General features: G+C 61.7%; 18 protein-coding genes. 7 read left to right on the plus strand and 11 right to left on the minus strand.

Going from position 1 to position 21,635, the window contains the following annotated elements:
* The first annotated feature begins 119 nt into the window (after positions 1 to 119).
* Positions 120 to 1,253 carry a polysaccharide biosynthesis/export family protein gene (locus FTO60_RS11095; protein WP_148056016.1) on the plus strand — a complete coding sequence of 378 codons (1,134 nt, stop codon included), beginning with the start codon at positions 120 to 122 and terminating at the stop codon, positions 1,251 to 1,253.
* On the plus strand, positions 1,253 to 3,286 hold the full coding sequence (locus FTO60_RS11100) for a capsular polysaccharide biosynthesis protein (RefSeq protein WP_148056017.1): 2,034 nt from the start codon (positions 1,253 to 1,255) through the stop codon (positions 3,284 to 3,286). The genes FTO60_RS11095 and FTO60_RS11100 overlap by 1 nt, the downstream gene beginning before the upstream one ends.
* Here the strand turns inward: FTO60_RS11100 and ribD are convergent.
* The 4 genes from ribD to FTO60_RS11120 all read right to left on the minus strand — a co-directional run bounded on the left by ribD (position 3,283) and on the right by FTO60_RS11120 (position 7,052).
* On the minus strand, positions 3,283 to 4,353 hold the full coding sequence (gene ribD, locus FTO60_RS11105) for a bifunctional diaminohydroxyphosphoribosylaminopyrimidine deaminase/5-amino-6-(5-phosphoribosylamino)uracil reductase RibD (protein ID WP_148056018.1): 1,071 nt from the start codon (positions 4,351 to 4,353) through the stop codon (positions 3,283 to 3,285). The two genes, FTO60_RS11100 and ribD, sit on opposite strands and share 4 nt — an antisense overlap.
* A 14-nt stretch (positions 4,354 to 4,367) precedes the next feature.
* Positions 4,368 to 4,835 (minus strand): transcriptional regulator NrdR, encoded by a 468-nt coding sequence (gene nrdR / locus FTO60_RS11110; RefSeq protein WP_148056019.1) that lies wholly within the window; start codon positions 4,833 to 4,835, stop codon positions 4,368 to 4,370.
* A gap of 131 nt (positions 4,836 to 4,966) precedes the next feature.
* Entirely contained in the window at positions 4,967 to 5,479 is a 513-nt protein-coding gene (locus FTO60_RS11115; protein WP_148056020.1) for a hypothetical protein, read from the minus strand.
* A gap of 1 nt (position 5,480) precedes the next feature.
* Positions 5,481 to 7,052, minus strand: coding sequence for an amidohydrolase (locus FTO60_RS11120; protein ID WP_148056021.1), 1,572 nt, complete (start codon positions 7,050 to 7,052; stop codon positions 5,481 to 5,483).
* Between the two features lie 83 nt (positions 7,053 to 7,135).
* Between FTO60_RS11120 and FTO60_RS11125 the strand changes: the two genes are divergently transcribed.
* Positions 7,136 to 8,749, plus strand: a complete 1,614-nt coding sequence (locus FTO60_RS11125) for a sulfotransferase (protein WP_148056022.1) — start codon at positions 7,136 to 7,138, stop codon at positions 8,747 to 8,749.
* Positions 8,750 to 8,781: 32 nt separating this feature from the next.
* Here the strand turns inward: FTO60_RS11125 and FTO60_RS11130 are convergent, their stop codons facing one another.
* Positions 8,782 to 9,039 carry a hypothetical protein gene (locus tag FTO60_RS11130; protein WP_148056023.1) on the minus strand — a complete coding sequence of 86 codons (258 nt, stop codon included), beginning with the start codon at positions 9,037 to 9,039 and terminating at the stop codon, positions 8,782 to 8,784.
* 217 nt (positions 9,040 to 9,256) lie between these two features.
* Between FTO60_RS11130 and FTO60_RS11135 the strand changes: the two genes are divergently transcribed.
* Positions 9,257 to 9,685 carry a hypothetical protein gene (locus FTO60_RS11135; RefSeq protein WP_148056024.1) on the plus strand — a complete coding sequence of 143 codons (429 nt, stop codon included), beginning with the start codon at positions 9,257 to 9,259 and terminating at the stop codon, positions 9,683 to 9,685.
* 27 nt (positions 9,686 to 9,712) lie between these two features.
* On the opposite strand, the gene rpoD is transcribed toward FTO60_RS11135, so the two are convergent.
* The 3 genes from rpoD to FTO60_RS11150 form a co-directional block, all read right to left on the minus strand.
* Positions 9,713 to 11,695, minus strand: coding sequence for an RNA polymerase sigma factor RpoD (gene rpoD, locus FTO60_RS11140; protein WP_148056025.1), 1,983 nt, complete (start codon positions 11,693 to 11,695; stop codon positions 9,713 to 9,715).
* Between the two features lie 131 nt (positions 11,696 to 11,826).
* Entirely contained in the window at positions 11,827 to 13,776 is a 1,950-nt protein-coding gene (dnaG, locus tag FTO60_RS11145; RefSeq protein WP_148056026.1) for a DNA primase, read from the minus strand.
* A gap of 29 nt (positions 13,777 to 13,805) precedes the next feature.
* Positions 13,806 to 14,702 carry a DMT family transporter gene (locus tag FTO60_RS11150; RefSeq protein ID WP_148056027.1) on the minus strand — a complete coding sequence of 299 codons (897 nt, stop codon included), beginning with the start codon at positions 14,700 to 14,702 and terminating at the stop codon, positions 13,806 to 13,808.
* A 110-nt stretch (positions 14,703 to 14,812) separates the two neighbouring features.
* On the opposite strand from FTO60_RS11150, the gene FTO60_RS11155 reads away from it, so the two are divergent.
* Positions 14,813 to 15,535 (plus strand): leucine-rich repeat domain-containing protein, encoded by a 723-nt coding sequence (locus FTO60_RS11155; RefSeq protein ID WP_148056028.1) that lies wholly within the window; start codon positions 14,813 to 14,815, stop codon positions 15,533 to 15,535.
* 6 nt (positions 15,536 to 15,541) lie between these two features.
* Here FTO60_RS11155 and FTO60_RS11160 read toward each other — a convergent pair whose 3' ends face one another.
* On the minus strand, positions 15,542 to 16,291 hold the full coding sequence (locus tag FTO60_RS11160) for a YebC/PmpR family DNA-binding transcriptional regulator (RefSeq protein WP_148056029.1): 750 nt from the start codon (positions 16,289 to 16,291) through the stop codon (positions 15,542 to 15,544).
* A 160-nt stretch (positions 16,292 to 16,451) separates the two neighbouring features.
* On the opposite strand from FTO60_RS11160, the gene FTO60_RS11165 reads away from it, so the two are divergent.
* Entirely contained in the window at positions 16,452 to 18,230 is a 1,779-nt protein-coding gene (locus FTO60_RS11165; protein ID WP_148056030.1) for an SLC13 family permease, read from the plus strand.
* Positions 18,231 to 18,245: 15 nt separating this feature from the next.
* A complete protein-coding gene (locus FTO60_RS11170; protein ID WP_148056031.1) occupies positions 18,246 to 18,980 on the plus strand; it encodes a glutamine amidotransferase in 735 nt (244 codons plus the stop codon).
* Here FTO60_RS11170 and FTO60_RS11175 read toward each other — a convergent pair.
* Both FTO60_RS11175 and FTO60_RS11180 read right to left on the minus strand, forming a co-directional pair.
* Positions 18,971 to 20,758 (minus strand): SLC13 family permease, encoded by a 1,788-nt coding sequence (locus tag FTO60_RS11175; protein ID WP_254696789.1) that lies wholly within the window; start codon positions 20,756 to 20,758, stop codon positions 18,971 to 18,973. The two genes, FTO60_RS11170 and FTO60_RS11175, sit on opposite strands and share 10 nt — an antisense overlap.
* Before the next feature lie 60 nt (positions 20,759 to 20,818).
* On the minus strand, positions 20,819 to 21,634 hold the full coding sequence (locus tag FTO60_RS11180; protein ID WP_148056032.1) for a TIGR00282 family metallophosphoesterase: 816 nt from the start codon (positions 21,632 to 21,634) through the stop codon (positions 20,819 to 20,821).
* Position 21,635 lies beyond the last annotated feature (1 nt).

Raw genomic sequence — 21,635 nt, forward strand, 5'->3', positions numbered from 1 at the left:
AACAGTTGCGTCCGCCAAACCACAAACCACAAGACCTATGGCTAGCAAAGCCGCCACGATTCCAGTAGATTAAAAGAAAAACTGAGGCAGTTAATAACAAGGTCGAGGAGACCGGAGCAGTGAAAACCCTAGTGACGCGCCTGTCCAAGGGCGTGGCCATCGTGGCAGTGTTGGGCCTTGTGTCCTCCTGTGGCTTGCCGCGGTCCGGGCCAAACAAAAACGAAATCTTCTCGGGGTCCGTCCTCGAAGAAGGCGATGCATTCATTCTCACGGTCAATGATCGGGTCAATCGCATTGCCAGCGTGACCCCTGCGCTGGCCTTCTCTGCTGGCTTCAGTAGCGCCGCACTGCTCGGATCCGACACGATCCGGCCCGGTGACGTGCTGGGCCTGACGATCTGGGAAAACGTTGACGATGGTCTGCTGGTCCCCACAGGGCAGAACGCGACCGTTCTCGAAGAGGTGCAGGTTGACGGCGCGGGCTTCATCTTTGTGCCCTACGCGGGCCGCATCCGCGCAGCCGGCAACACGCCCGAGGCAATTCGCCGCCTGATCAGCGAAAAACTCAACGACGAAACCCCCGACCCGCAGGTGCAGGTGCGCCGCTTGGCCGGTGACGGATCGACCGTATCCGTCGTTGGTGCCGTGGGCGCACAAGGTGTCTATGCGATTGAACGCCCGACCCGCACGCTCACAGCCATGCTGGCGCGCGCCGGTGGCGTCGTGATCGAACCCGATATCGCCCAGGTTACGGTTGTGCGCGGGAACTACTCTGACTCGATCTGGTTTGAAGACCTTTACGATCATCCGGGTCACGATATTGCCCTGCGCGGTGGTGACCGGATCATCGTTGAACAAGACACGCGCACCTTTACCGCGCTTGGCGCAACGGGCGCGCAAAACCGCGTTCCCTTCGAAAGCCAGACCATTTCCGCAATCGAAGCACTGGCAACCGTTGGTGGCCTGTCCAGCGCGGTGGCCGATCCGACTGGTGTCTTTGTGTTTCGCAACGAACCCGAAGAAATCGCCCGCCAACTGGTTGGCCGCGACGATCTGGTCGGCACGCAGCGTGTTGTCTATGTCCTTGATTTGACACGACCAAACGGCATGTTCATGGCCCGTGATTTTGCGATCCGCGATGGTGACACGGTCTATGTGACAGAAGCCCCGTTCACCCAGTTCAACAAGGCGATCGCCGCAGCAACGGGTTCCCTGAACTCGGCCAATGCGGTCCAGGGCCTTGCTGGCAACTAATGGCTGACACCCAGATCCAGGCCGCCGCGGGGGAAACTCTGCGGCGGCTTTACGTTTTTAACGGCGGATTTCTGACGCAAACGCGCGTGCGGCGCATCCTCGCACTGGCCGGATATGACATCCGCCTTGGCAAACCCACGGGCGCGGATATGGTCGGCGTCTGGGGGCAATCGCCCACATCCGGGCGGGGCGAGGCCGTGGCAAGTCGCACCGACACGCCCGTCTTGCGGGTCGAGGATGCCTTTTTGCGGTCTGTCCAGCCGGGGCGCGACGGCGACCCGCCCCTTGGCCTGCATCTGGACAAATCAGGCGTGCATTTCGACCCTGCCAGTCCCAGCGATCTGGAACTGATCCTGCGCGACGATCCTTTGGACGACACCGCTCTGCTCAACCGCGCGCGCGACTGCATGGGCGAACTTCAACGCCTGCATCTGTCCAAATACAACGCCTTTGATGCCGCCACCCCTGCCCCCGATCCCGGCTATGTCGTGGTGATTGACCAGACCCGCGGCGATGCATCCGTCAAGGCCAGTGGGGCCGACCTCAATACCTTCCGCGAGATGCTGTATTACGCACAAGAAGAACACCCCGGCGCGCGCATCCTGATCAAGACCCACCCCGAAACCGCAGCAGGCCATCGCGGCGGCTATTTCTCTGCGGATGACTGCACCGACCGCGTCTCGCTGTTCGACACGCCGATTTCCCCGTGGGCGCTGTTTGAAGGGGCCGTGGCGGTTTACACGGTATCGTCGCAAATGGGCTTCGAGGCGATCCAGATGGGGCACAAACCCGTGGTTTTCGGCCAGCCGTTCTATATGGGCTGGGGGCTGAGCGACGATCGCAAACCGCTGGATCGCCGCCAGCGCAAACTGACCCGCGCACAGCTTTTTGCAGGTGCGATGATCCTCTATCCCAAATGGTATGACCCTCATCGCGACCGGCTTTGCACGTTGGAAACAGCCATTGAAACGCTCGCCGCGCAGGCCCGTGCATGGCGCGAAGACCACCAAGGCTGGGTCGCTGCGGGCATGCGGTTGTGGAAACGCGCACCCTTGCAAAAATTCTTTGGCCAACAGCGCCAAATCGTGTTTCAGGACGATCCCGCCCGCGCCGTGGCCCGCGCCGCCAAGGATGGGCGCGGATACATGGTTTGGGCCGGAAAATCGCAAGGCCACGAAGGTGCGCTGCGGGTCGAGGATGGCTTTCTACGCTCGCGCGGGCTGGGGGCTGATCTGATCGCGCCGCTCTCGCTGGTCGTGGATGACTTGGGCATCTACTACGACCCAACCGCACCCAGCCGCCTCGAGGCGCTGATTAACGCCAGCACCGATCTGCCCGCCGTGGCCCGTGTGCGCGCCGACCGGCTGATCGCCCGCCTCACGCAAAACCGGCTGACAAAATACAACCTTGACGCCGACACATCCTTGCCCGCTGGACTGCCCGCGGGGCGGCGCATCCTTGTGCCCGGTCAGGTCGAAGACGATGCCTCGATCCGGCTTGGCACGACCGATGTGCGCACCAATCGCGACCTGCTGCTGGCGGCCCGCAAGGCCAATCCGGCGGCTGTGATCCTTTACAAACCGCACCCCGATACAGAGGCGGGCCTGCGCAACGGTGCCGTGCCCGACGCCGCTGACATCGCCGATGCGGTGCTGCCCCGGACCGATCCGATCACTGCGCTCGATGCGGTCGACGAGGTCTGGACCATGACATCAACGCTTGGGTTCGAGGCACTGCTGCGCGGCAAGCGCGTCACCTGTCTGGGCATGCCGTTCTATGCCGGATGGGGGCTGACGGATGACCGCGCCGCGCCCGTCACCCGGCGCACGGCCCTGCCTGATCTCACCGCCCTCGCCCATGCGGTTCTGATTGATTACCCCAGGTATTTCGACCCGCAGACCAATCTGCCCTGCCCGGTCGAGGTCACCGTCGAAAGGCTTGCCAAGGGCGACGTGCCCCGCCCTTCGCGCAGCAATCGTGCACTGGCAAAACTGCAAGGGATATTCGCGAGTTACGCGCCGCTTTGGCGCTAGGCACGTTGCCAGATATGCATCAGATCCGCGCCCACACGCGCATGATCATGCAACTCGAAACGCGGCGCATCCTTAAGGTGTTCCACGCCCAGCGCACCAATCGCAGGCGTCCCCTCGGCCCCAATCGCCAGCCCCGCCGAAAAGCCAACCAACTGGTTCACCACATCGGCCTGCAACAGCGATGCGGCCAGGCTGCCGCCGCCTTCGCAAAATACCCGGGTCAACCCGGCGTCAGCCAGTTTCACCATGACATCATCCGCCGAAACTTGCCGACCCGTGCTGTCACACATGATCGTCCGCGCGCCGCGTTCTTGCCATGCACTGACGTCTTTGTCCGCCGCCTCCGCCCCGTGACACAGCCACAGCGGTGCTACGTCGAGTGAGCGCACCAGCGCGCTTTCGACCGGTAAATCCAGCTTGCGTGACACCACCACCCGCACGGGCTGACGGGCCCTGCCCAAGCCCCGCACCGTCAATGCCGGATCATCTGCGCGCACAGTGCCTGCACCAACCATCACGGCATCATGGCGCGCGCGCTGGGCATGAACGGCGCGACGCGCATCCGGCCCGGTGATCCACTTGCTTTCGCCCGTGGCGGTGGCAATCCGGCCGTCAAAGCTGGACGCCAGTTTCAGCGTCAGGAACGGGCGGCCATGAACCACGCGCCCCAGGAAACCCGCATGATCGGCGCGGGCCTGATCGGCGCAAATACCAGTGATCACCTCGATCCCCGCCGCCTGCAAGCGCGCGATCCCCTGCCCCGCCACGCGCGGATCAGGATCGCCCAACGCGACGACAACGCAGGCCAGGCCCGCAGCGATCAACGCATCCGCACAGGGCGGTGTTTTGCCATGATGGGAACAGGGTTCCAGCGTGACATAGGCCGTGGCCCCGCGCGCCGCTGCGCCAGCCTGCGCCAGTGCCTGCGTTTCAGCGTGGGGACGCCCGCCATCGCCCGTCCAGCCGCGCCCGATGACACGACCACCAGCCACGATCACACAACCAACAGCCGGATTGGGCCAGACCCGCCCCATGCCGCGCCGCCCCAATGTCAGGGCGTGCGCCATGTGTCGGCTGTGGCTCACTCCTCCGGTTTGGCGTCTGGGCGCAGCTCGCTCACGAATTTGTCGAAATCATCTGCGGCTTGGAAGTTCTTGTAAACGCTGGCAAATCGCACATATGCCACCGTGTCGATCCGCGCGAGGCTTTCCATCACGATCTCGCCGATGGTGCCCGAGGGGATGTCCGTTTCGCCCATGCTTTCAAGACGGCGCACGATACCGCTGATCATCTGGTCCATGCGTTCGGGTTCCACGGGGCGCTTTTGCAGCGAAATCCGAACCGAGCGTTCAAGCTTGTCACGGTCGAAATCTTCACGCCGTCCGTTGGATTTGATCACCACCAGATCGCGCAGTTGCACGCGTTCATAGGTGGTAAACCGCCCGCCGCACGCGGGGCAAAACCGCCTGCGCCTGATCGCAACGTGATCCTCGGCGGGGCGTGAATCCTTCACTTGTGTGTCGACGTTTCCGCAAAAGGGGCAACGCATATTCTGTCCTCGTCTCTGCCTCTGGGGTCTTTGCCCCATTTGATTGCCACCACTATAGGGGCAACGGCAGGTCTTGGGTAGCCCGCAATTTTCGCCCCAATATGATGGGTCGGCAGCGTGGCCTTTAGGATTCAGTTTTGCCCGATCGGCACCCAGCGTCGGGCGCGCAAATCCCATTCCAGACCGGCGGCACGCTTGCCGTCAGACAGGGCATTGGTCCAGGTGAAATCCACCGTTTCAGGCACACACGACAGCCGCGTCAGCAGGGTTTCGCCTTGATATACCTCGACCCCACCAAAGGCAGTGACCTGAATTTCATCATCGATATCAGAGGCTTCTCGGTTTATCCCGCCAAAGACCAAATAAGCATAGCCGCCGCGTGCAAACGCGATTTCCTCCCAGATGGTGCGGCCGATCCCGGGCCACGGCCGGTAATCCAGATCGCGGATCGGCTCGCGCAGCGCCAGTTCGGGCGCTTGGCCCGCCGCGCCATAGGTATAAAGCGCATCGCCGCCGTTGATACAGACCTCAAGCTGCTTGCCACTCTCCGCGATCGTGCAAGACACGAAGGTTTCGCCCTGCGGCAGGCATTCGGCGACTGCGGGTGTCGCCAAGACAAGGAACGGCAGAAAGCGGACCATCATATCACCCCGTCGGAATATGCCAGCCAAAACCACGCGGCGTCTGCACGTATTCGGGCCATTTGAAATCAATCGGCGGATCATAATCGCAAAGCGGGGGCGTGTCGCCCTCCGCCTTGCGCCGCTGGAATTCATCCATCGCCGCCGTGCGCGCCTCAACGTCCTCAAGCAACCGCAGGGCCGACAGCGCCAGCACCTGCGCGGCCACCTGCACCATCGGATCAATCGTCGCCGGTATCCCCCCCAGGGCGTTCATCGCCCAGGCCGGATATGGCCCGCCGCGCAGGGCCGGGCGCGCAATATAGAACCGCGCGGTGGGCGCGTGCCAGGTCATATCGGTGTAATCATCAGAGGTGGAATTGAGCTGACTGGGCGGCAGATCACGGCGCAAAATCGCTTCGGCCTCTTGCGGGTCAATCAATGCCTCGCAGGCGGGCAGGATCGGGTCATCCATCGGCGCAACGCCGCAGCTTTCCTGCACTTGCCGCATGATGTCTTTGGCCGCCGCGCCCCATACAGGTGCGCCAACCTTTTGAATTTGCTCCCAAACCAGCCCAGCCATCGCGTGATTGGCCAGCCCGTGCCGCGATTTGCTAACCCAGTGGCGCTCAACCCGACAGCCCGTTGCAGCGGCGGCACTTTCGGCCAGGGCGTCCAGCTGCGCCGTCACCCTTTCAGCCATCGCAATCGTCGGCACCCGCATCATATACTGAATGTCAGCCAAGGTCGCAGGCAGGTTATCCGCCGTCGCCTGCCCCGTGGACAGGATGCTTTCGGAAATCGACCATCCCCCCTGATGGGACAGCATCGCGTCCCGCAAGAACCGTGCAGAGTGATACATCATCACCAGCGCATCATTGGCGCCGGGGGCACGCACATCCGAATGGCTTTGCGGGATCGGCGCATCGCCCCCATGGCGCGCATCAGACACACCCTGCGCGCCCCAGCCTTCGGGCGTGTCACAGATAAAGCGGTAAATCATCGCATAGGCGGCGCCACAGTGGGTATCCCAGCGCACCGTGTTACACATGGGCAGCATGTAAAACGGATGGAACGACAATATCCCCGCCAGCCCGTCATAATACCCCTTCGCCGCGTGGATCGGTTTGGACCCGCGCAGTTTTTCCGCAGGTTCGCCGGTAAAACGCAGCCCGCCCTTGATCCCGTGCTTTTCCATCGCCGCCCTGGTGGCCAGCAAGCCGCCAAGACCCGCCATGCCCAGCGCCGAGTGCGGATCAGTATGCCCCCCTGCCGCATAATCCAGCCCGGCACGGGGCGCGCGCATCACATCGGCGGCCTGACAATTGGCCGGCACCGCGTCATATTCGGCATACATGCCCACAACGGGGCCATCGCCGTTGGCCCACTGCGCACAAAACGCCGTGGGCATCCCGCCGCTTCCTTCCTCAACGTCAAACCCTTCGGCGCGCAACCTGTCCACATACCACGCGACCGAGCGATACTCGCGCCAGGCGGTTTCGCCATAGCTGAAAATCGTCGCGCAGCCCTGCGACAGATCATCCGCCGCACCTTTGACATGGGCAATCGCGCTGGATTGGGCGTCAGAAAGGGGCATGGCACCGGTCCTGTATTGGGATGCGTCGAAACTGCCCGCGCGCCCGCAGCTTTGCAAGGCCACCTTGATTGCCGCGCCCAGACATGGTTTTCACAAGCTCAGGCAAACGCGAGGGCATGATGGCCGCCACACCCACGACAATTTCGGCGCAGTTGAATACGCTGGTCAAATCCGGGCGGGTGGCCGATGCCGTGGCCCTGCTGGAACGCGCGCACAAGACGCACCCCAGGGACGAGGCCATTCTTGTCGCGCTGGCCCAGTTGCACAACCGCGTCACCCATGATTTCCCCCGTGCCCAAGCCGCAGGTGAACGGGCGGTCAAGGTCATGCCGAAATCCGCCCGCGCACATCTCGAAGTTGCCGAAGCGGCCTGCAAACTGAAACGCTTTGACACTGCTCTCAAGCATCTCAAACGCGCGCGCGCCCTTGCCCCGCGCAACGCGGATGTTCTTTATGTTGCCTCGAGCATCTATCACCAGATGGACCGTCACGACGACGCCATCGCGGCCGTGCAGGCCTCGCTTGCGGTGCGCCCCGACCATCTGCAGGCCCGCCTGCAACTGGCGACCGTCTATCGCGCGGCCGGACAGATGGACGACGCGCGCGCCCTGTGCCGCGACATTTTTGCCCAAACCCCCGATAACCTCGTGCTGCACAGCATCTACGGGCTGACCGGCAAGATGGCCCAGGACGATCCGATGTATCTCTACCTGCGCGACAAAATCCTGCCCGATATCGCCAAACTGTCGCAACGCGATCAGGCCAAGGCGCTGGCCCTGCTGGCCAAGGCCCGCGACGACATGGGGGCACATGACGATGCCTTTACCCTTTATACCCGGTCGAAAAAGACAGAAAATCTGCGCCATGACGGTGCGAAATACCACCGTTTTGTTGCGGCGCAGTGCGATGCGATCAGCCCTGCGGATTATTTCGGCGGGGGTGGGTCACAAGATGAAACGCCGGTGCTGATCGTCGGGATGCCGCGCTCGGGCAGCACCCTGCTGGAACAGGTCCTCACATCGCACCCAAAGATTGCCGGGGTGGGCGAAAGCGCGGCCCTCAGCAACTTGATGCGCGATCTGAAACTGCCCGAACACGACGGAGCCGCCCTTGCCCGCCTGACCAAAGGGCTGACGCAAAAGGACAGCGAAACCCTGGCACAAAAATACCTGACAGAGGTGCGCAAAGCCGCCCCCAAAGCGGCCCGCATCGTCGACAAAAAGCTGCATAACTTTGAATTGCTTGGGGTTTTCGCACGTATGTTCCCAAAGGGGCGCATCCTGCATGCGCGACGCGATCCGATGGATAACTGCGTGTCCTGTTACATGCAGCCACTGTCCGCCTGGCACAGCTACACGCGCGATTTGGCCGATCTGGGGCGCTACTACTGTGACTACGACCGCTTGATGCAACACTGGGCCACGGTCCTGCCGATCCCCATGATGGACGTGCATTACGAAGATATGGTCGCCGATACCGAAGGCACAGCGCGCGGCATCATTGATTTTCTGAGTCTGGACTGGGATCCGGCCTGCCTTGATTTTCAATCATCGGAAAAACGTGCGCGCACCCTGTCGGTCTGGCAGGTGCGTCAGCCGGTCTACAAGACATCCGTGCAGCGCTGGCGGCGCTATGATGCGCATCTTGACCCGCTGAAATCGGAACTGGGGCGGTTTTACCCTGACGGGTTGGGGTGACTGCCGCGCGGCGCGCGACAGTCAAATTCTACTCAGGCCGCTTTGGCTGCCTTTGCCGCGTCCGGGTTTTCAATGACCATATAGCCGTTCTTTTCCAGCGTTTTCAGCATCCGCATGCCAAGGCGCGTCTGCTCCTTGCGCACGGCGGTCCATGCTGTCTTCAGGTCTTCCTTGCTGGCCTCGGGGTTTGCTTCTTTGAAAAGCGCAAGCCACTGACCGCGACCAAGTGTGCGACCGACCCGACGGCGCTGGCGTTGCTCGTCTGTGAGCGGGGTTTTTGCATCTGCCATGTTTTTATCCTTCATGGAGGGTGTCCCCTTATTGGTGGGGGTGATGGTTGATCCATCGGCCCCATGATAAGGGATCGCGGTGCCATGACAGCGCGATACCTCCGCAATTACGGCGTTTTTTCCGACCTTGAGTCTTTTGCACAACAGGGCTTGTGGCTGGCCTTTCACGCGCATCTTGGGCAAACTCGGCACAGTTCACGGCACGATAGAGGCTACAATGATCGCACGACTACTGGCACTGACCCTTGCCTTGGGCGCGAACGCGGCACTGGCCGAACCCCTCGCCCTGCTCAGCGCGCAAGAGGTCCGCGATGAATTGTTCGGCGTGCATATCTTCGGTGTGACCGACACGCTGGGGTTTGACTGGGACGAATGCATCGAACCCTCGGGGCTGACGGTTTACCGCACCATTGATGCCGACGACCCGCAACCCTATTCGCAGCAAGGGTTATTGCAGGTCAATGATCTGGGCATGGCCTGCTTTTCCTACCCGCCTAACGGCGATCCGTCGCCCTCGTGTTTTCAGGTCTATCGCAACGGCGATGGCTATATCTTTGCCAACGGGTTTGGCGACGGGCGCTATATCACCACCAAAGTGCTGCGCAATATCACCAGCTGTCCCGAACCGGGCGCCTTGCTGGGATGAAAACGGGCGCCGCAGCGCCCGTGTGTTTTACTGATCCAGGAAACTGCGCAGCTTGCGCGAGCGGCTGGGGTGCTTCAATTTCCGCAGCGCCTTGGCTTCGATCTGGCGGATGCGTTCGCGGGTGACGCTGAACTGCTGACCGACTTCTTCCAGCGTATGATCGGTGTTCATGCCGATGCCAAAACGCATCCGCAGCACACGTTCCTCGCGTGGGGTCAATGACGCCAGCACCCGTGTCGTGGTTTCCTTCAGGTTCTCCTGAATCGCGGAATCCAGCGGCAGAACCGCGTTCTTGTCCTCGATGAAATCGCCAAGCTGGCTGTCTTCCTCGTCACCAATGGGGGTCTCAAGGGAGATCGGCTCCTTGGCGATTTTCATCACCTTGCGGACCTTTTCCAGCGGCATTTGCAGCTTTTCGGCCAGTTCTTCGGGGGTCGGTTCGCGGCCGATCTCGTGCAGCATCTGGCGGCCCGTGCGCACCAGCTTGTTGATCGTTTCGATCATGTGGACCGGAATACGGATCGTGCGGGCCTGATCGGCGATGGAGCGGGTAATCGCCTGCCTGATCCACCAGGTGGCATAGGTGCTGAATTTATATCCGCGACGGTATTCGAATTTGTCCACGGCCTTCATCAAGCCAATGTTGCCTTCCTGAATAAGATCAAGGAATTGCAAGCCGCGGTTCGTGTATTTCTTGGCAATCGAAATGACCAGACGCAGGTTCGCCTCGACCATTTCCTTTTTGGCCTGCCGGGCTTCTTTTTCACCCTTCTGGACCTGCTGCACGATGCGGCGGAATTCGGTGATATCAACGCCGACATACTGGCCAACCTGTGCCATTTCGGCGCGCAGGTCTTCGACCTTGTCGGTCGAGCGTTCAATGAACGCCTGCCAGCCGCGCCCTGCCTTTTCGGCCATATCCTCAAGCCAGTTGGGGTCAAGCTCGCGGCCGCGGTAAGCTTCGACAAATTCGCGCCGGTTGATGCGGGCCTGATCGGCCAGCTTCACCATATTGCTGTCGATCTGCATGATGCGGCGGTTGATGCCGTAAAGCTGATCAATCAGCGCTTCGATACGGTTGTTGTGCAGGTGCAGCGAGTTCACCAGCTCCACAATTTCCGAGCGCAGTTTCTGGTATTTCTTTTCGGCCTTGTCGGTAAAGCTTGAATCTTCGTTCAACTGCGCCGAAATCCGTGCGTCCTGCATATCCGACAGTTTGGCAAAGTCGCGCGCGATCAGGTCAAGCGTTTCCAGCACGCGCGGTTTCAGCGCGGCTTCCATCGCGGCCAGTGACATGTTGGCCTGCTCTTCGTCATCCTCGTCGTCGTCATCCTTGGCAATCGGGTTGCCGTCGGCGTCAAGCTCGGGCTTGTCGTCCTTGTCGTCGCCATCGTCCGCACTGGCGCCGTCAACCACGGGCGCCGTGCCTTCGGCGTCCTCGTCCAACTGATCACCGAACGTTGTCTCAAGGTCGATCACATCGCGCAGCAAAATGTCCTCGGACAGCAATTCGTCGCGCCAGATCGTGATCGCCTGGAATGTCAGCGGGCTTTCGCATAGCCCCAGGATCATCGTGTTGCGGCCGGCCTCGATCCGCTTGGCAATGGCGATTTCACCCTCGCGCGACAGCAGTTCAACGCTGCCCATCTCGCGCAGATACATACGCACCGGATCGTCCGTGCGATCCAGCTTTTCGTTGTCGGCCCCGGCCAGCGCAATCTCGCGCGGGCCGCCGGTTGTCGCGACATCGCGGCCCTTGCCGTCGTCGTCGACTTCTTCGCTTTCTTCTTCCTCGGTGACCTGAATGCCCATTTCCGACAGCATCGACATCACGTCTTCGATCTGGTCGCTGCTGACTTGTTCGGGGGGCAACACGGCGTTCAGCTGGTCATAGGTGATGTAGCCCCGCTCGCGCGCCTCGGCGATCATCTTTTTGACGGCCGCCTGGCTCATATCAAGGGAAATATCACCGTCGTCCACTTTGCGGTCATCGTTGTCTTTCGCGGCCATGTGGGGCTCCTTGCGGAAGGGCTGACGCCCGTGGAAGTGATTCGGTGATTCGCTTGCTTCCGAATCAACCTGTTGCGGGGGTGATTCGCAAGGCGATACCCCCTGATTCTTTCGATCTGTTGCCAGACTGGTTATTTAGGGCGCGCACGCCCCTTTTCAAAGGTGATCTGCTCTAAAAGTCGATCAAATGCGCTGCGCTCGTCCTTGTTCATCAGCGCACCATTCGCGCCCCTATCAAATTCAGCGCTGTCATCGTCGTCCAGCTTGCCTGCGCGGTTCATCGCATCACGCGATTGCGCCAGCCGCGTAGTCAGGCGTTCGTCGGCGACATCAGACGACAGATCCTCAATCGCCTCCTGGATTTCGTGCAGATGGCCGCGCCGCGCGCTCAGTTTCGCCAGTTCTTCGGCCAGGCACATCTTGGCGACCTCGCCGTTGTCGGGGCGGCGCACGGCCGGTGAAATGGCGACATGGGCCTGGGTGAACAGCTTTGCAAGGGGGTCCGGCCCGATTTCGCCCTCGATCGCGGCCCGCAAGTCCTGCGCATCGCCATGCCGCAGGATCGCGTCACGGATCGTGGCGTGGTCAGGGCTGGAACACCCCATCCGCTCAAGCGCGCCCCAGAACCCGCCAACGACCTGCGGGTTTGCGATAAGCGTCGCCAGGATCACCGCTTCACGCAGATGGTCCTCGCCCCCGCCACCAATCGCCAGCATTGACGCCTTGGTGCTTTGATGCGGCACGCCCGGCGGCTGCCATTTGCCGCCCCCGCCACCCCTTTGCGGTGTCGCGCGGCGCGGGCTGAACAACTGCCAGCGCATTTCCTTGATCGCCTGCCCATAGTGGTTGCGGATCGACGGATCACGGATCAGATTTATCTTTTCGCGCAAGGCCTTATCCAGCGCGGCCTTGCGTTCGGGGCTGTCGAAAACACGGTCTTCGGTTTCGCGCTGCCACAGCAGTTCGACCATCGGCATCGCCCTTTCAAGGGCCGCGCGCATCGCCCCTGCCCCCTGCCCGCGGATCAGATCATCAGGGTCCTGGCCTTCGGGCATCAGGGCAAAGCGCAACGACTGCCCCGCCTCAAGCAGCGGCAGCGCCAGATCAATCAGCCGCATCGCCGCGCGCAGGCCCGCCGTGTCACCATCCAGCGCGATGATCGGTTCGGGCGCGACCCGCCACAGCATCTGCAACTGGTTTTCGGTGATCGCCGTGCCAAGCGGCGCAACGACCGCGCCAAAGCCTGCCTCCGACAGCGCGATCACATCCATATACCCTTCGGCGACGATCAGCGGCTGGCCCTTGCCTGCCGCCTCGCGGGCGGGCCCGTGGTTATAAAGACTGCGCCCTTTGTCAAAAAGTTCCGTTTCCGGCGAGTTCAGATATTTCGCCTTGTCTGCGGGGTCCATCGCGCGACCGCCAAAGGCAATGCAGCGCCCGCGCGCATCACGGATCGGGAACATGATCCGGTTGCGGAAGGTATCGTAGGGTTTCTTGCCCTGCTGGCTTTCCTTGGCCAGCCCGCAGCCCACGATCAGGTCTTGCGACACACCCTTGCCAGTCAGATGATCCCACAAGCCCTGCCAGCCATCAGGGGCAAAGCCGATTTCCCAGCGGTCCAGCCAGCCGTCGGGCTGGCCGCGCCCCGCCAGATAGTCGCGCGCCGCCGCGCCGCCGCCGGTTTTCACCTGCAGGCGGAAGAACTGCACCGCCTGTTCCATGACATCGGCCAGTTGGGTGCGCCGGTCGGCCTTGGCTTGGGCCTGCGGGTCGCGCTGCGGCACCGGCATGCCCGCCTCGCGCGCCAGAATCTCGACCGCTTCCATAAAGCCGACATTTTCGGTTTCGCGCACAAAGGAAATCGCATCGCCCTTGGCGTGGCAGCCAAAGCAATAATAATATCCCTTGCGGTCATCCACATGAAAAGACGCGCTTTTTTCCTGATGAAAGGGGCATGGCGCCCACATGTCGCCCTTGCCCTGATTCGACTTGCGGGTATCCCACATGACCTTGCGCCCGACGACCTGAGAAATACTCAGCCGGTTGCGCAATTCATCAAGAAAGCCGGGTGGCAGTGACATGTTTCCCCTAGGTTGGCGGCGGATGCGCCCTACTTGGTGGCGGGGACCGGCGGGGTGATGATCCGCCGCGCGCGCGCCTCGCGCCATGTGATAAACGACACTGACGCCATGATCAACGCGCCACCGGCGATCACCCAACCATCAACCGCCTCGTTGAACACCAACGCCCCCAGCATGACCGCCCAGACCAGTTGCAAAAACGTCACCGGCTGCGTCACCGTCAGGGGGGCCGCGGCGAACGCCAGCGTCATGCAGTAATGCCCCGCCGTGGCAAAGCAGGCGACCAGAAACAGCCAGCCGATGTCGGTCCAGGTGGGCGTGACCCAGTCCATCAATGCAAAGGGAAACAACCCGATCGTGACGGTAACTGACAACATGCCAACGACCACAGGCGCCGAAACCTCGCCCGACATGCGTTTCGCGATCAGGTATCCGGCGGCAAAGGCGACGGCCGTGAACAGCATCGCGATATGGCCCGGTTCCACCGCCCGCAATCCGGGGCGCAGGATGATCACCGCCCCGATCAGCGCCACTCCCACAGCCGCCAACCGGCGCGGCGGCAGGGCCTCGCCCAGAAACAAGGCCGCGCCAATGGTCACGTAAACCGGCGACAGATAATTCATCGCCGTAACCTCGGCGATGGGAATCTGCGTCATCGCGTAGAACCACAAGATCACCGCCAGCGTATGCACGACCCCGCGCAGGGCGAACAGCTTGACCTGTCGACGCGTCAGATGTGCCGCCAGAATTGGCCGGATCATCGGCACCAGAAACACCACCCCCAAAGCATAGCGTAAAAATGCCGCCTGCGCCGGTGGCACCGCACTGCCCACATGTTTCACAATCGCCGTCACGGCAACGAAATTCAGGCCCGTGAGGGCCATCCAGACAATGCCGATCAGGGGTGATTTGGGTGCGGGTGTCATGGGCGCAGATGACCCCAACGCGCGCCGCCCTACAAGGGGGTCAGCAATTCCCGACTTGCCGCGGTGCGCCAGTTTGGCGACACTCGCCCCCAACCATGAAGGGGACTGACATGTTGGCATCCGCAATCACCGCTACCAAGGGGCTGGGCCTTGCCACCACCATCATGGCCCTTGCCAGCTGCCAGATGGCACCGGCCAGCCAGACGCCGCAGGAACGCGGCCGCGCAGCCATCGCCGATTGCGTGGCGACCAGCTGCGCGACACTGAACCTCGATAGCATCAACCTGCCCGATTACACCGCCCTTTCATCCATGACGCACCTGCGGTCCGTCATGGTCAGCTATACAGGATTCAACGACCTGTCGGTGCTGACACCCCTGACATCCCTTGAAGAAATCCATATCGGCGACACCCCGGTGACGGACCTGTCACCACTGGCGGGCTTTCCCAATCTGCGGCTTTTGCACATGCAGGGCGTGGACACGGATGACTACCGCGTTTTGCGCCAGTTGACGGGGCTTGAAGTGCTGGCCATCGGCAACACGCCCATTCCCAACGTGATTTTCGCCCGCTCCATGCCCAACCTGAAACAGCTTGACCTCAGCTATTCCGACGTGCGCGACCTTGGCGCCCTGCGCAACCACCCCAGCCTTGAATTCATCAACCTCGAAGGGGTGGATGATTTCGACGTGTCGGTGCTGCTGACAATTCCGAACCTGCGCGAAGTGACCTTGGACAACTTCGGACCCGACCCCGACCATGCGGGCAAGGTCGCACAACTCGAGGCGGCAGGGATCACCGTCAGCTATACGCCGGTGATGCCCGTCTGCTAGCGCGGATCAGCTATTGGCAAAGGCTTCCATCACCTCGTCGCTGGCATCCAGATTGGTCGTGACGGTCTGGATATCGTCGTCGTCTTCCAACGCATCGACCAGCTTCATCAGCTTGGTCAGCCCGTCCAGATCAAGGTCGGTGGACATGTTGGGTTGCCAGATCAATTTGGTTGATTCCGACTCGCCCAATGCGGCTTCCAAAGCTGTGGACACATCGTTCAGGTCCGTGTCGGCACAGATGATCACATGGCTGTCCTCGGTGCTTTCGCAATCCTCGGCGCCCGCTTCGATTGCCGCCATCATCACCGTGTCGGCATCGCCAACGGATGCGGGGTAAATCACCTGACCCTTGCGGTCGAACATGAAACCAACGCTGCCGGTTTCGCCCAGATTACCGCCGTTTTTGGAAAACGTGGAGCGCACGGTGGATGCGGTGCGGTTGCGGTTGTCGGTCATCGCCTCGACGATCACGGCAACCCCGCCGGGGCCGTATCCTTCATAGCGGATTTCGTCATAGTTTTCGGCGTCACCACCCTGGGATTTCTTGATCGCGCGGTCGATCACATCCTTGGGCACCGACGACGATTTCGCCTCCTTGACGGCCAGACGCAGGCGCGGGTTCTTGTCGGGGTCTGGATCGCCCATCTTGGCGGCCACGGTGATTTCCTTGGCCAGCTTGGAAAACAGCTTGGAGCGCAGTTTGTCCTGTCGCCCCTTGCGGTGCTGAATGTTTGCCCATTTGGAATGGCCTGCCATAGGTGCTCTCCCGGTTTGCGATTTCTGCGTCTCTATATGGCACTCACGCCTGGGGCCGCAATCCCCGCCGGGCCAGACGACAGCCATACGTTTTCCATACGGTTTCCATACGGCAAAAAATCCGCTGTTTTCGGGCTGCACCGCGCGTTACACCTGTGCCATGACATCAGATCAAATCATCCTCTTTACCCTGTTCGGCGCCGTGTTCGGCATGTTGCTTTGGGGCAGGTTCCGCTATGATCTCGTGGCCTTTACCGCGCTGCTGATCGGCGTGGTGCTGGGCGTGGTCCCGACCAAGGACGCGTTCAGCGGCTTTGGTCATCCGGCAACGATTATCGTCGCTTTGGTGCTGGTTGTCTCAGCCGGGCTGGTGCGCTCGGGCGCGGTCTATCTGATCACCCGCACGCTGGTTGACAGCACCCGCAGCCTTGGGGCGCATATCGCCATCATGGGCGGGATCGGCGGCGTCTTGTCGGCGTTCATGAACAACGTCGCGGCCCTTGCGTTGTTGATGCCTGTCGATGTGCAAACCGCGCGCAAGGCCGGGCGCGCCGCCAGCCTGTCGCTGATGCCGCTGTCCTTTGCGACGATCCTTGGCGGCATGGTCACGCTGATCGGCACACCGCCCAATATCATCATCGCCGCGATCCGGCAGGAAAGCCTTGGCGCGCCCTTCAAGATGTTCGATTTTGCGCCTGTAGGGGCGGTGACAGCAGTCGCCGGCTTGCTGTTTGTCGCGCTGGTCGGCTGGCGGTTGATCCCACAAAAGGACGGGCCAGACGCGGGGCAAGCCCTTGAAAACGTAACAGATTACATCGCAGAGCTGACCGTGCCGGACGATAGCAAACATATCGGGAAACGCGTCAATGACCTTTACGACATCGCCGAAAAGAACGATGTCGCCATCCTTGGGCTGATCCGTGATGGCAAGCGCCGCTATGGCACCGCACGCAACATCAAGATCGCCGCCGGTGACGCGCTGGTGCTTGAGGCGGCGCCCGAAGCACTGGACGAATTTCGCGCCGCACTGTCGCTCAACTTTGCCAACGACAAACACGAGGACCTGCTGAAAGCGGACGGTGCAGGCCTGTCGGTGATCGAGGTCGTGGTCACCGATCAAAGCCGCATCAACGGCAAGACCGCGCAGACCGTGGGTCTGTCGTGGCGGCAACGCACGGTGTTGATGGGCATCTCGCGTCAGGGCAAAGCGATCCGCACGAACCTGCGCAAAACACAAATCCGCGCGGGCGATATCCTGCTGCTGCTCACACCCGAAGACAACACCGCCGAGGTGACGGACTGGTTGGGCTGCCTGCCCTTGGCTGACCGTGGCCTGGCCGTGACCGCCGACACAAAGGTCTGGTTGGCCATCGGGTTGTTCGGCGGGGCCGTGGCGCTGGCCAGCTTCGGGCTGATCTACCTGCCCATCGCCCTGGGGCTGGTCGTGGTCGCCTATGTGCTGGCGAAAATTGTCCCCCTGTCCGAACTTTATCACCACATCGAATGGCCCGTCGTCGTATTGCTTGGGTCGATGATCCCGCTGGGCGCGGCGCTGGAAGCCTCTGGCGGCACGGAACTCATCGCGGGCTGGCTGGTCGGGCTGACGGCGGGCATGGCGCCCTGGATGATCCTGACGGTGCTGATGGTCGTGACGATGACCCTGTCGGATGTGCTCAACAATACCGCCACCACGATCGTCGCCGCCCCCGTAGGTATCCAGATGGCACAAACCCTGAACGTGTCGCCCGATCCCTTTCTGATGGCTGTGGCCGTGGCGGCATCCTGCGCATTCCTCACACCCATCGGGCACAAGAACAACACGCTGATCCTTGGCCCCGGCGGCTATCGGTTTGGCGACTATTGGCGCATGGGATTGCCCCTCGAAGTGCTGGTTGTCGCCGTATCGATCCCGGCCATTCTTGTCTTTTGGCCGCTTTAAGATGACATCACGCTTATGAAACCGTTTCTGATCCTGCAACTGCGCCCCGAGACCGAGGCGAGCGATGATGAATACGCCGCGATCCTGCGCAAGGGCGGGTTGGCGGCGGGGGATACGCAGCGTATCCGGCTGGATTGCGAAGACCTGCCCGACGGGCTGGATGTGCGTGACTTTGCCGGTGTGATTGTCGGCGGTGGCCCGGGTTGTGTGAGCGATGCACCCGAAGACAAAACCCCGCAAGAGGCACGGATCGAAGCCGCCTGCCTGTCATTGATGCCGCAGATCACGGCGCTGGATCACCCGTTCATGGGCTGCTGCTATGGCATCGGCATTCTGGCGCACCATCTGGGTGCCACGGTCAGCAAGGAGCGCTATGGCGAACCGGTCAGCGCCGCGCCCTGCACCCTGACTGAGGCCGGGCGCGATGATGCGCTGCTGTCAGGCCTGCCACAGACATTCGACGCCTTTGTCGGCCACAAGGAAGCGGTGCAAGACCTGCCAAAGGGCTGCACCCACCTTGTCGCATCGCCCGCCTGCCCGTTTCAGATGATCCGCCACGGCAGCAACGTCTACGCCACGCAGTTTCACCCCGAAGCCGACGCCGCAGGCTTTGAAACGCGCATAAGGCTTTATAAAAACAAAGGGTATTTCGATCCATCCGAGGCCGATGACCTGATCGCAATGTGCCGCGCCGCCGATGTCACGACACCCGAACTGATCCTGCAACGCTTTGTCGCGCGCTACGGATAAAGCGGCCAGATGAACGGGATCACGGCACTGGCCAGCATCCCGACGGACAGGTTCAGCGGAATGCCGACCCGCAGAAAATCGCTGAACTTGTACCCGCCGGGGCCGTAAACCAGCGTGTTGGTCTGATAGCCGATGGGCGTGGCGAAACTGGCACTGGCCGCGACCATCACAGCCACCACCAGCGGGCGCGGATCAAGGCCCATCGCCGTGGCCAGCCCGATCGCAATCGGGGTGATCACTACCGCGACGGCGTTGTTTGACACCATTTCCGTCAGTACCGAAGTCAGCAAGTAAATCGCCCAGACAATCAGGAACGGCGGCAGCATCTGCAAGGCGGGGGCAAGGCCGCTGACGATCAGGGCCACCGCGCCCGAAGCCTCCAAAGCCGCGCCAATCGCCAGCATTGAAAAGATCAGCGCCAGCAAACGGCCATCGATAAAGGAAAACGCCTCGTCCGCATCAATGCAGCGGGTGACAAGCACCAGCGCAACAGCCAGCACAGCCAGAAAAAAGATTGGCGCGACACCAAAGGCCGCAAGCGCGACAATCCCCAAAAGGGCGGAAATCACAATCGGCGCATGGCTGCGACGATACGCGCGGGCCGAAGGGTGTGACACGTCCACCATATCCATATCACTGGCGAGGCGCTGAATATCCTCGGGCGCGCCTTCCAGCAGCAGCGTATCGCCAATCCGCACAACCAGTTCATCCAGCTGTCGCCCGATGTTCTGGTTGCGGCGATGCACGGCCAGCGTATAAACCCCGTAACGGCGGCGCAGACGCAGCGCGCCAAGCGTGCGTCCGACCATCTTGCACCCGGGTGTGATCAGCACTTCGACGGTCGATGTTTCCACGGCGGACAATTGATCGACGCGCTTCAACTCCTTGGTGGCTTGCAGCGACAGCAATTCTGTCATCGCGGTGCGCAACACCACGCGGTCACCCACCTGCAGGGTCACGCCTGCCAGATTGCGCCGCAAGGATGCATCGCCGCGCACCACGTCGATCAGGCGCACGCCGTCACGTTTGAACAGTTGCACCCCCGTCACCTCGCGCCCGATCAGGTTGCTTTCGGGCGGGATCACGGCCTCGGTAAAGAAGCGCATCTTGGATTTGTCCGACAACAAATTGGCCATGCTGTCCCGATCGGGCAAAAGGCGCGGCGCAATGAACCGCAAATAGACCATACCCCACGCCACCAGAATGATACCCAGCGGCGTGACCTCGAAAATCGTGAAGGCCCGCAGCCCCTGGGCGCGCGCCACACCATCGACCAGCAGATTGGTCGAGGTGCCGATCAGTGTCAGCGTGCCACCAAGGATCGCCGCGTAACTGAGCGGGATCAACAGCTTGGACGCCGACAGCCCCATCGTGCGAGCCAGTTGCACAAAGACGGGGATCATCACGACGACCACCGGCGTATTGGACACAATCGCCGAGGACAGCACGACAAAGGCCATCAACCCGCCCAGCGCCAGCGCGGGCCGCGTCTTGGCGTTGCGTTCGGCGACCTTGGTCAGCGCCTCAAGCGAGCCTGTGCGCACCAGCGCGCCCATGACGATGAACATCGCCGCGATGGTCCAGGGCGCCGGGTTGGACAGCACGTTCAGCGCGTCCTGATAAGGCAGCACCCCGCTGATCAGCATCAGGGCCACGCCGGCAATCGCCACGACTTCGGTCGGGAAGGTTTCGCGCAGGAACAACACGAACATGATCCCCACGACGATGAGGGTCAAAACCGCCTGCCCCGTGTCCGAGATCGCGAAAAGCTCAATCATATTGCATGACCCTGTTATACCACACGAGTTTCGCCGAGCGCGGACAGCGACGCAAGCGGATTAGGCCGGGGCCGCCTGCTGCAAACGCCCGCCGGTGCGGATCATTTCCACGCGGGTCGCCTTGCCCGTGCGATCATCGGTGACGACGAACAGGCCCGATAGGGTTGCTTCTTCCGTAGCGGGGGAAAACCGCGCCTTGGGCATGCCGGTGATAAAGCGGCGCAGGGGTTCGGTTTTTTCCATGCCGATGACCGAATTGTAATCGCCGCACATGCCCGCGTCGGTCTGGTAGGCCGTGCCGCCGGGCAGCACCATCGCATCGGCTGTGGGCACATGGGTATGTGTGCCGACGACAATGCTGGCACGCCCGTCACAAAAATGGCCCATCGCCATTTTTTCCGAGGTCGCCTCGCAATGCACATCGATCAAGCTGGCCTGCACCATACCGCCCATCGGGTGTTGGCGCAGCACGGAATCAACCGCCGAAAACGGATCGTCAAACGGACGTTTCATGAACACCTGACCCAGCACCTGCGCCACCAGCACCTTGCGCCCGCCGGGCGCGTTGAACACCCGCGCGCCCACACCCGGTGCGGCCTTGGAAAAGTTCAGCGGGCGAATGATCCGCGGCTCACTGTCGATGAATGCCATCATGTCTTTTTGATCGAAGGCGTGATCGCCAAGGGTCAGCACATCGGCGCCCGCGTCCAGCAATATCTTGGCATGTGCGCCCGAAAGCCCCATGCCGCCGGTCGCATTTTCGCCATTCACCACGACAAAATCCAGCCGCCATTCATCACGCAAACGCGGCAGGTGGGTGGTGATCGCCGCGCGTCCTGCGCGGCCCATGACATCGCCTAGAAACAAAATTCGCATG

It is taken from the genome of Octadecabacter sp. SW4, assembly GCF_008065155.1.
Classification (GTDB): domain Bacteria; phylum Pseudomonadota; class Alphaproteobacteria; order Rhodobacterales; family Rhodobacteraceae; genus SW4.

Coding starts and splice junctions, on each gene's coding strand:
- FTO60_RS11150 (WP_148056027.1), bottom strand. CDS start 14,702: ATGACACCCGCACCCAAATCACCCCTGATCGGCATTGTCTGGATGGCC.
- FTO60_RS11170 (WP_148056031.1), top strand. CDS start 18,246: ATGAAACCGTTTCTGATCCTGCAACTGCGCCCCGAGACCGAGGCGAGC.
- dnaG (WP_148056026.1), bottom strand. CDS start 13,776: ATGTCACTGCCACCCGGCTTTCTTGATGAATTGCGCAACCGGCTGAGT.
- FTO60_RS11155 (WP_148056028.1), top strand. CDS start 14,813: ATGTTGGCATCCGCAATCACCGCTACCAAGGGGCTGGGCCTTGCCACC.
- rpoD (WP_148056025.1), bottom strand. CDS start 11,695: ATGGCCGCGAAAGACAACGATGACCGCAAAGTGGACGACGGTGATATT.
- FTO60_RS11180 (WP_148056032.1), bottom strand. CDS start 21,634: ATGCGAATTTTGTTTCTAGGCGATGTCATGGGCCGCGCAGGACGCGCG.
- FTO60_RS11115 (WP_148056020.1), bottom strand. CDS start 5,479: ATGATGGTCCGCTTTCTGCCGTTCCTTGTCTTGGCGACACCCGCAGTC.
- FTO60_RS11100 (WP_148056017.1), top strand. CDS start 1,253: ATGGCTGACACCCAGATCCAGGCCGCCGCGGGGGAAACTCTGCGGCGG.
- FTO60_RS11135 (WP_148056024.1), top strand. CDS start 9,257: ATGATCGCACGACTACTGGCACTGACCCTTGCCTTGGGCGCGAACGCG.
- FTO60_RS11130 (WP_148056023.1), bottom strand. CDS start 9,039: ATGGCAGATGCAAAAACCCCGCTCACAGACGAGCAACGCCAGCGCCGT.
- FTO60_RS11160 (WP_148056029.1), bottom strand. CDS start 16,291: ATGGCAGGCCATTCCAAATGGGCAAACATTCAGCACCGCAAGGGGCGA.
- FTO60_RS11120 (WP_148056021.1), bottom strand. CDS start 7,052: ATGCCCCTTTCTGACGCCCAATCCAGCGCGATTGCCCATGTCAAAGGT.
- FTO60_RS11125 (WP_148056022.1), top strand. CDS start 7,136: ATGGTTTTCACAAGCTCAGGCAAACGCGAGGGCATGATGGCCGCCACA.
- ribD (WP_148056018.1), bottom strand. CDS start 4,353: ATGGCGCACGCCCTGACATTGGGGCGGCGCGGCATGGGGCGGGTCTGG.
- FTO60_RS11175 (WP_254696789.1), bottom strand. CDS start 20,758: ATGATTGAGCTTTTCGCGATCTCGGACACGGGGCAGGCGGTTTTGACC.
- nrdR (WP_148056019.1), bottom strand. CDS start 4,835: ATGCGTTGCCCCTTTTGCGGAAACGTCGACACACAAGTGAAGGATTCA.
- FTO60_RS11165 (WP_148056030.1), top strand. CDS start 16,452: ATGACATCAGATCAAATCATCCTCTTTACCCTGTTCGGCGCCGTGTTC.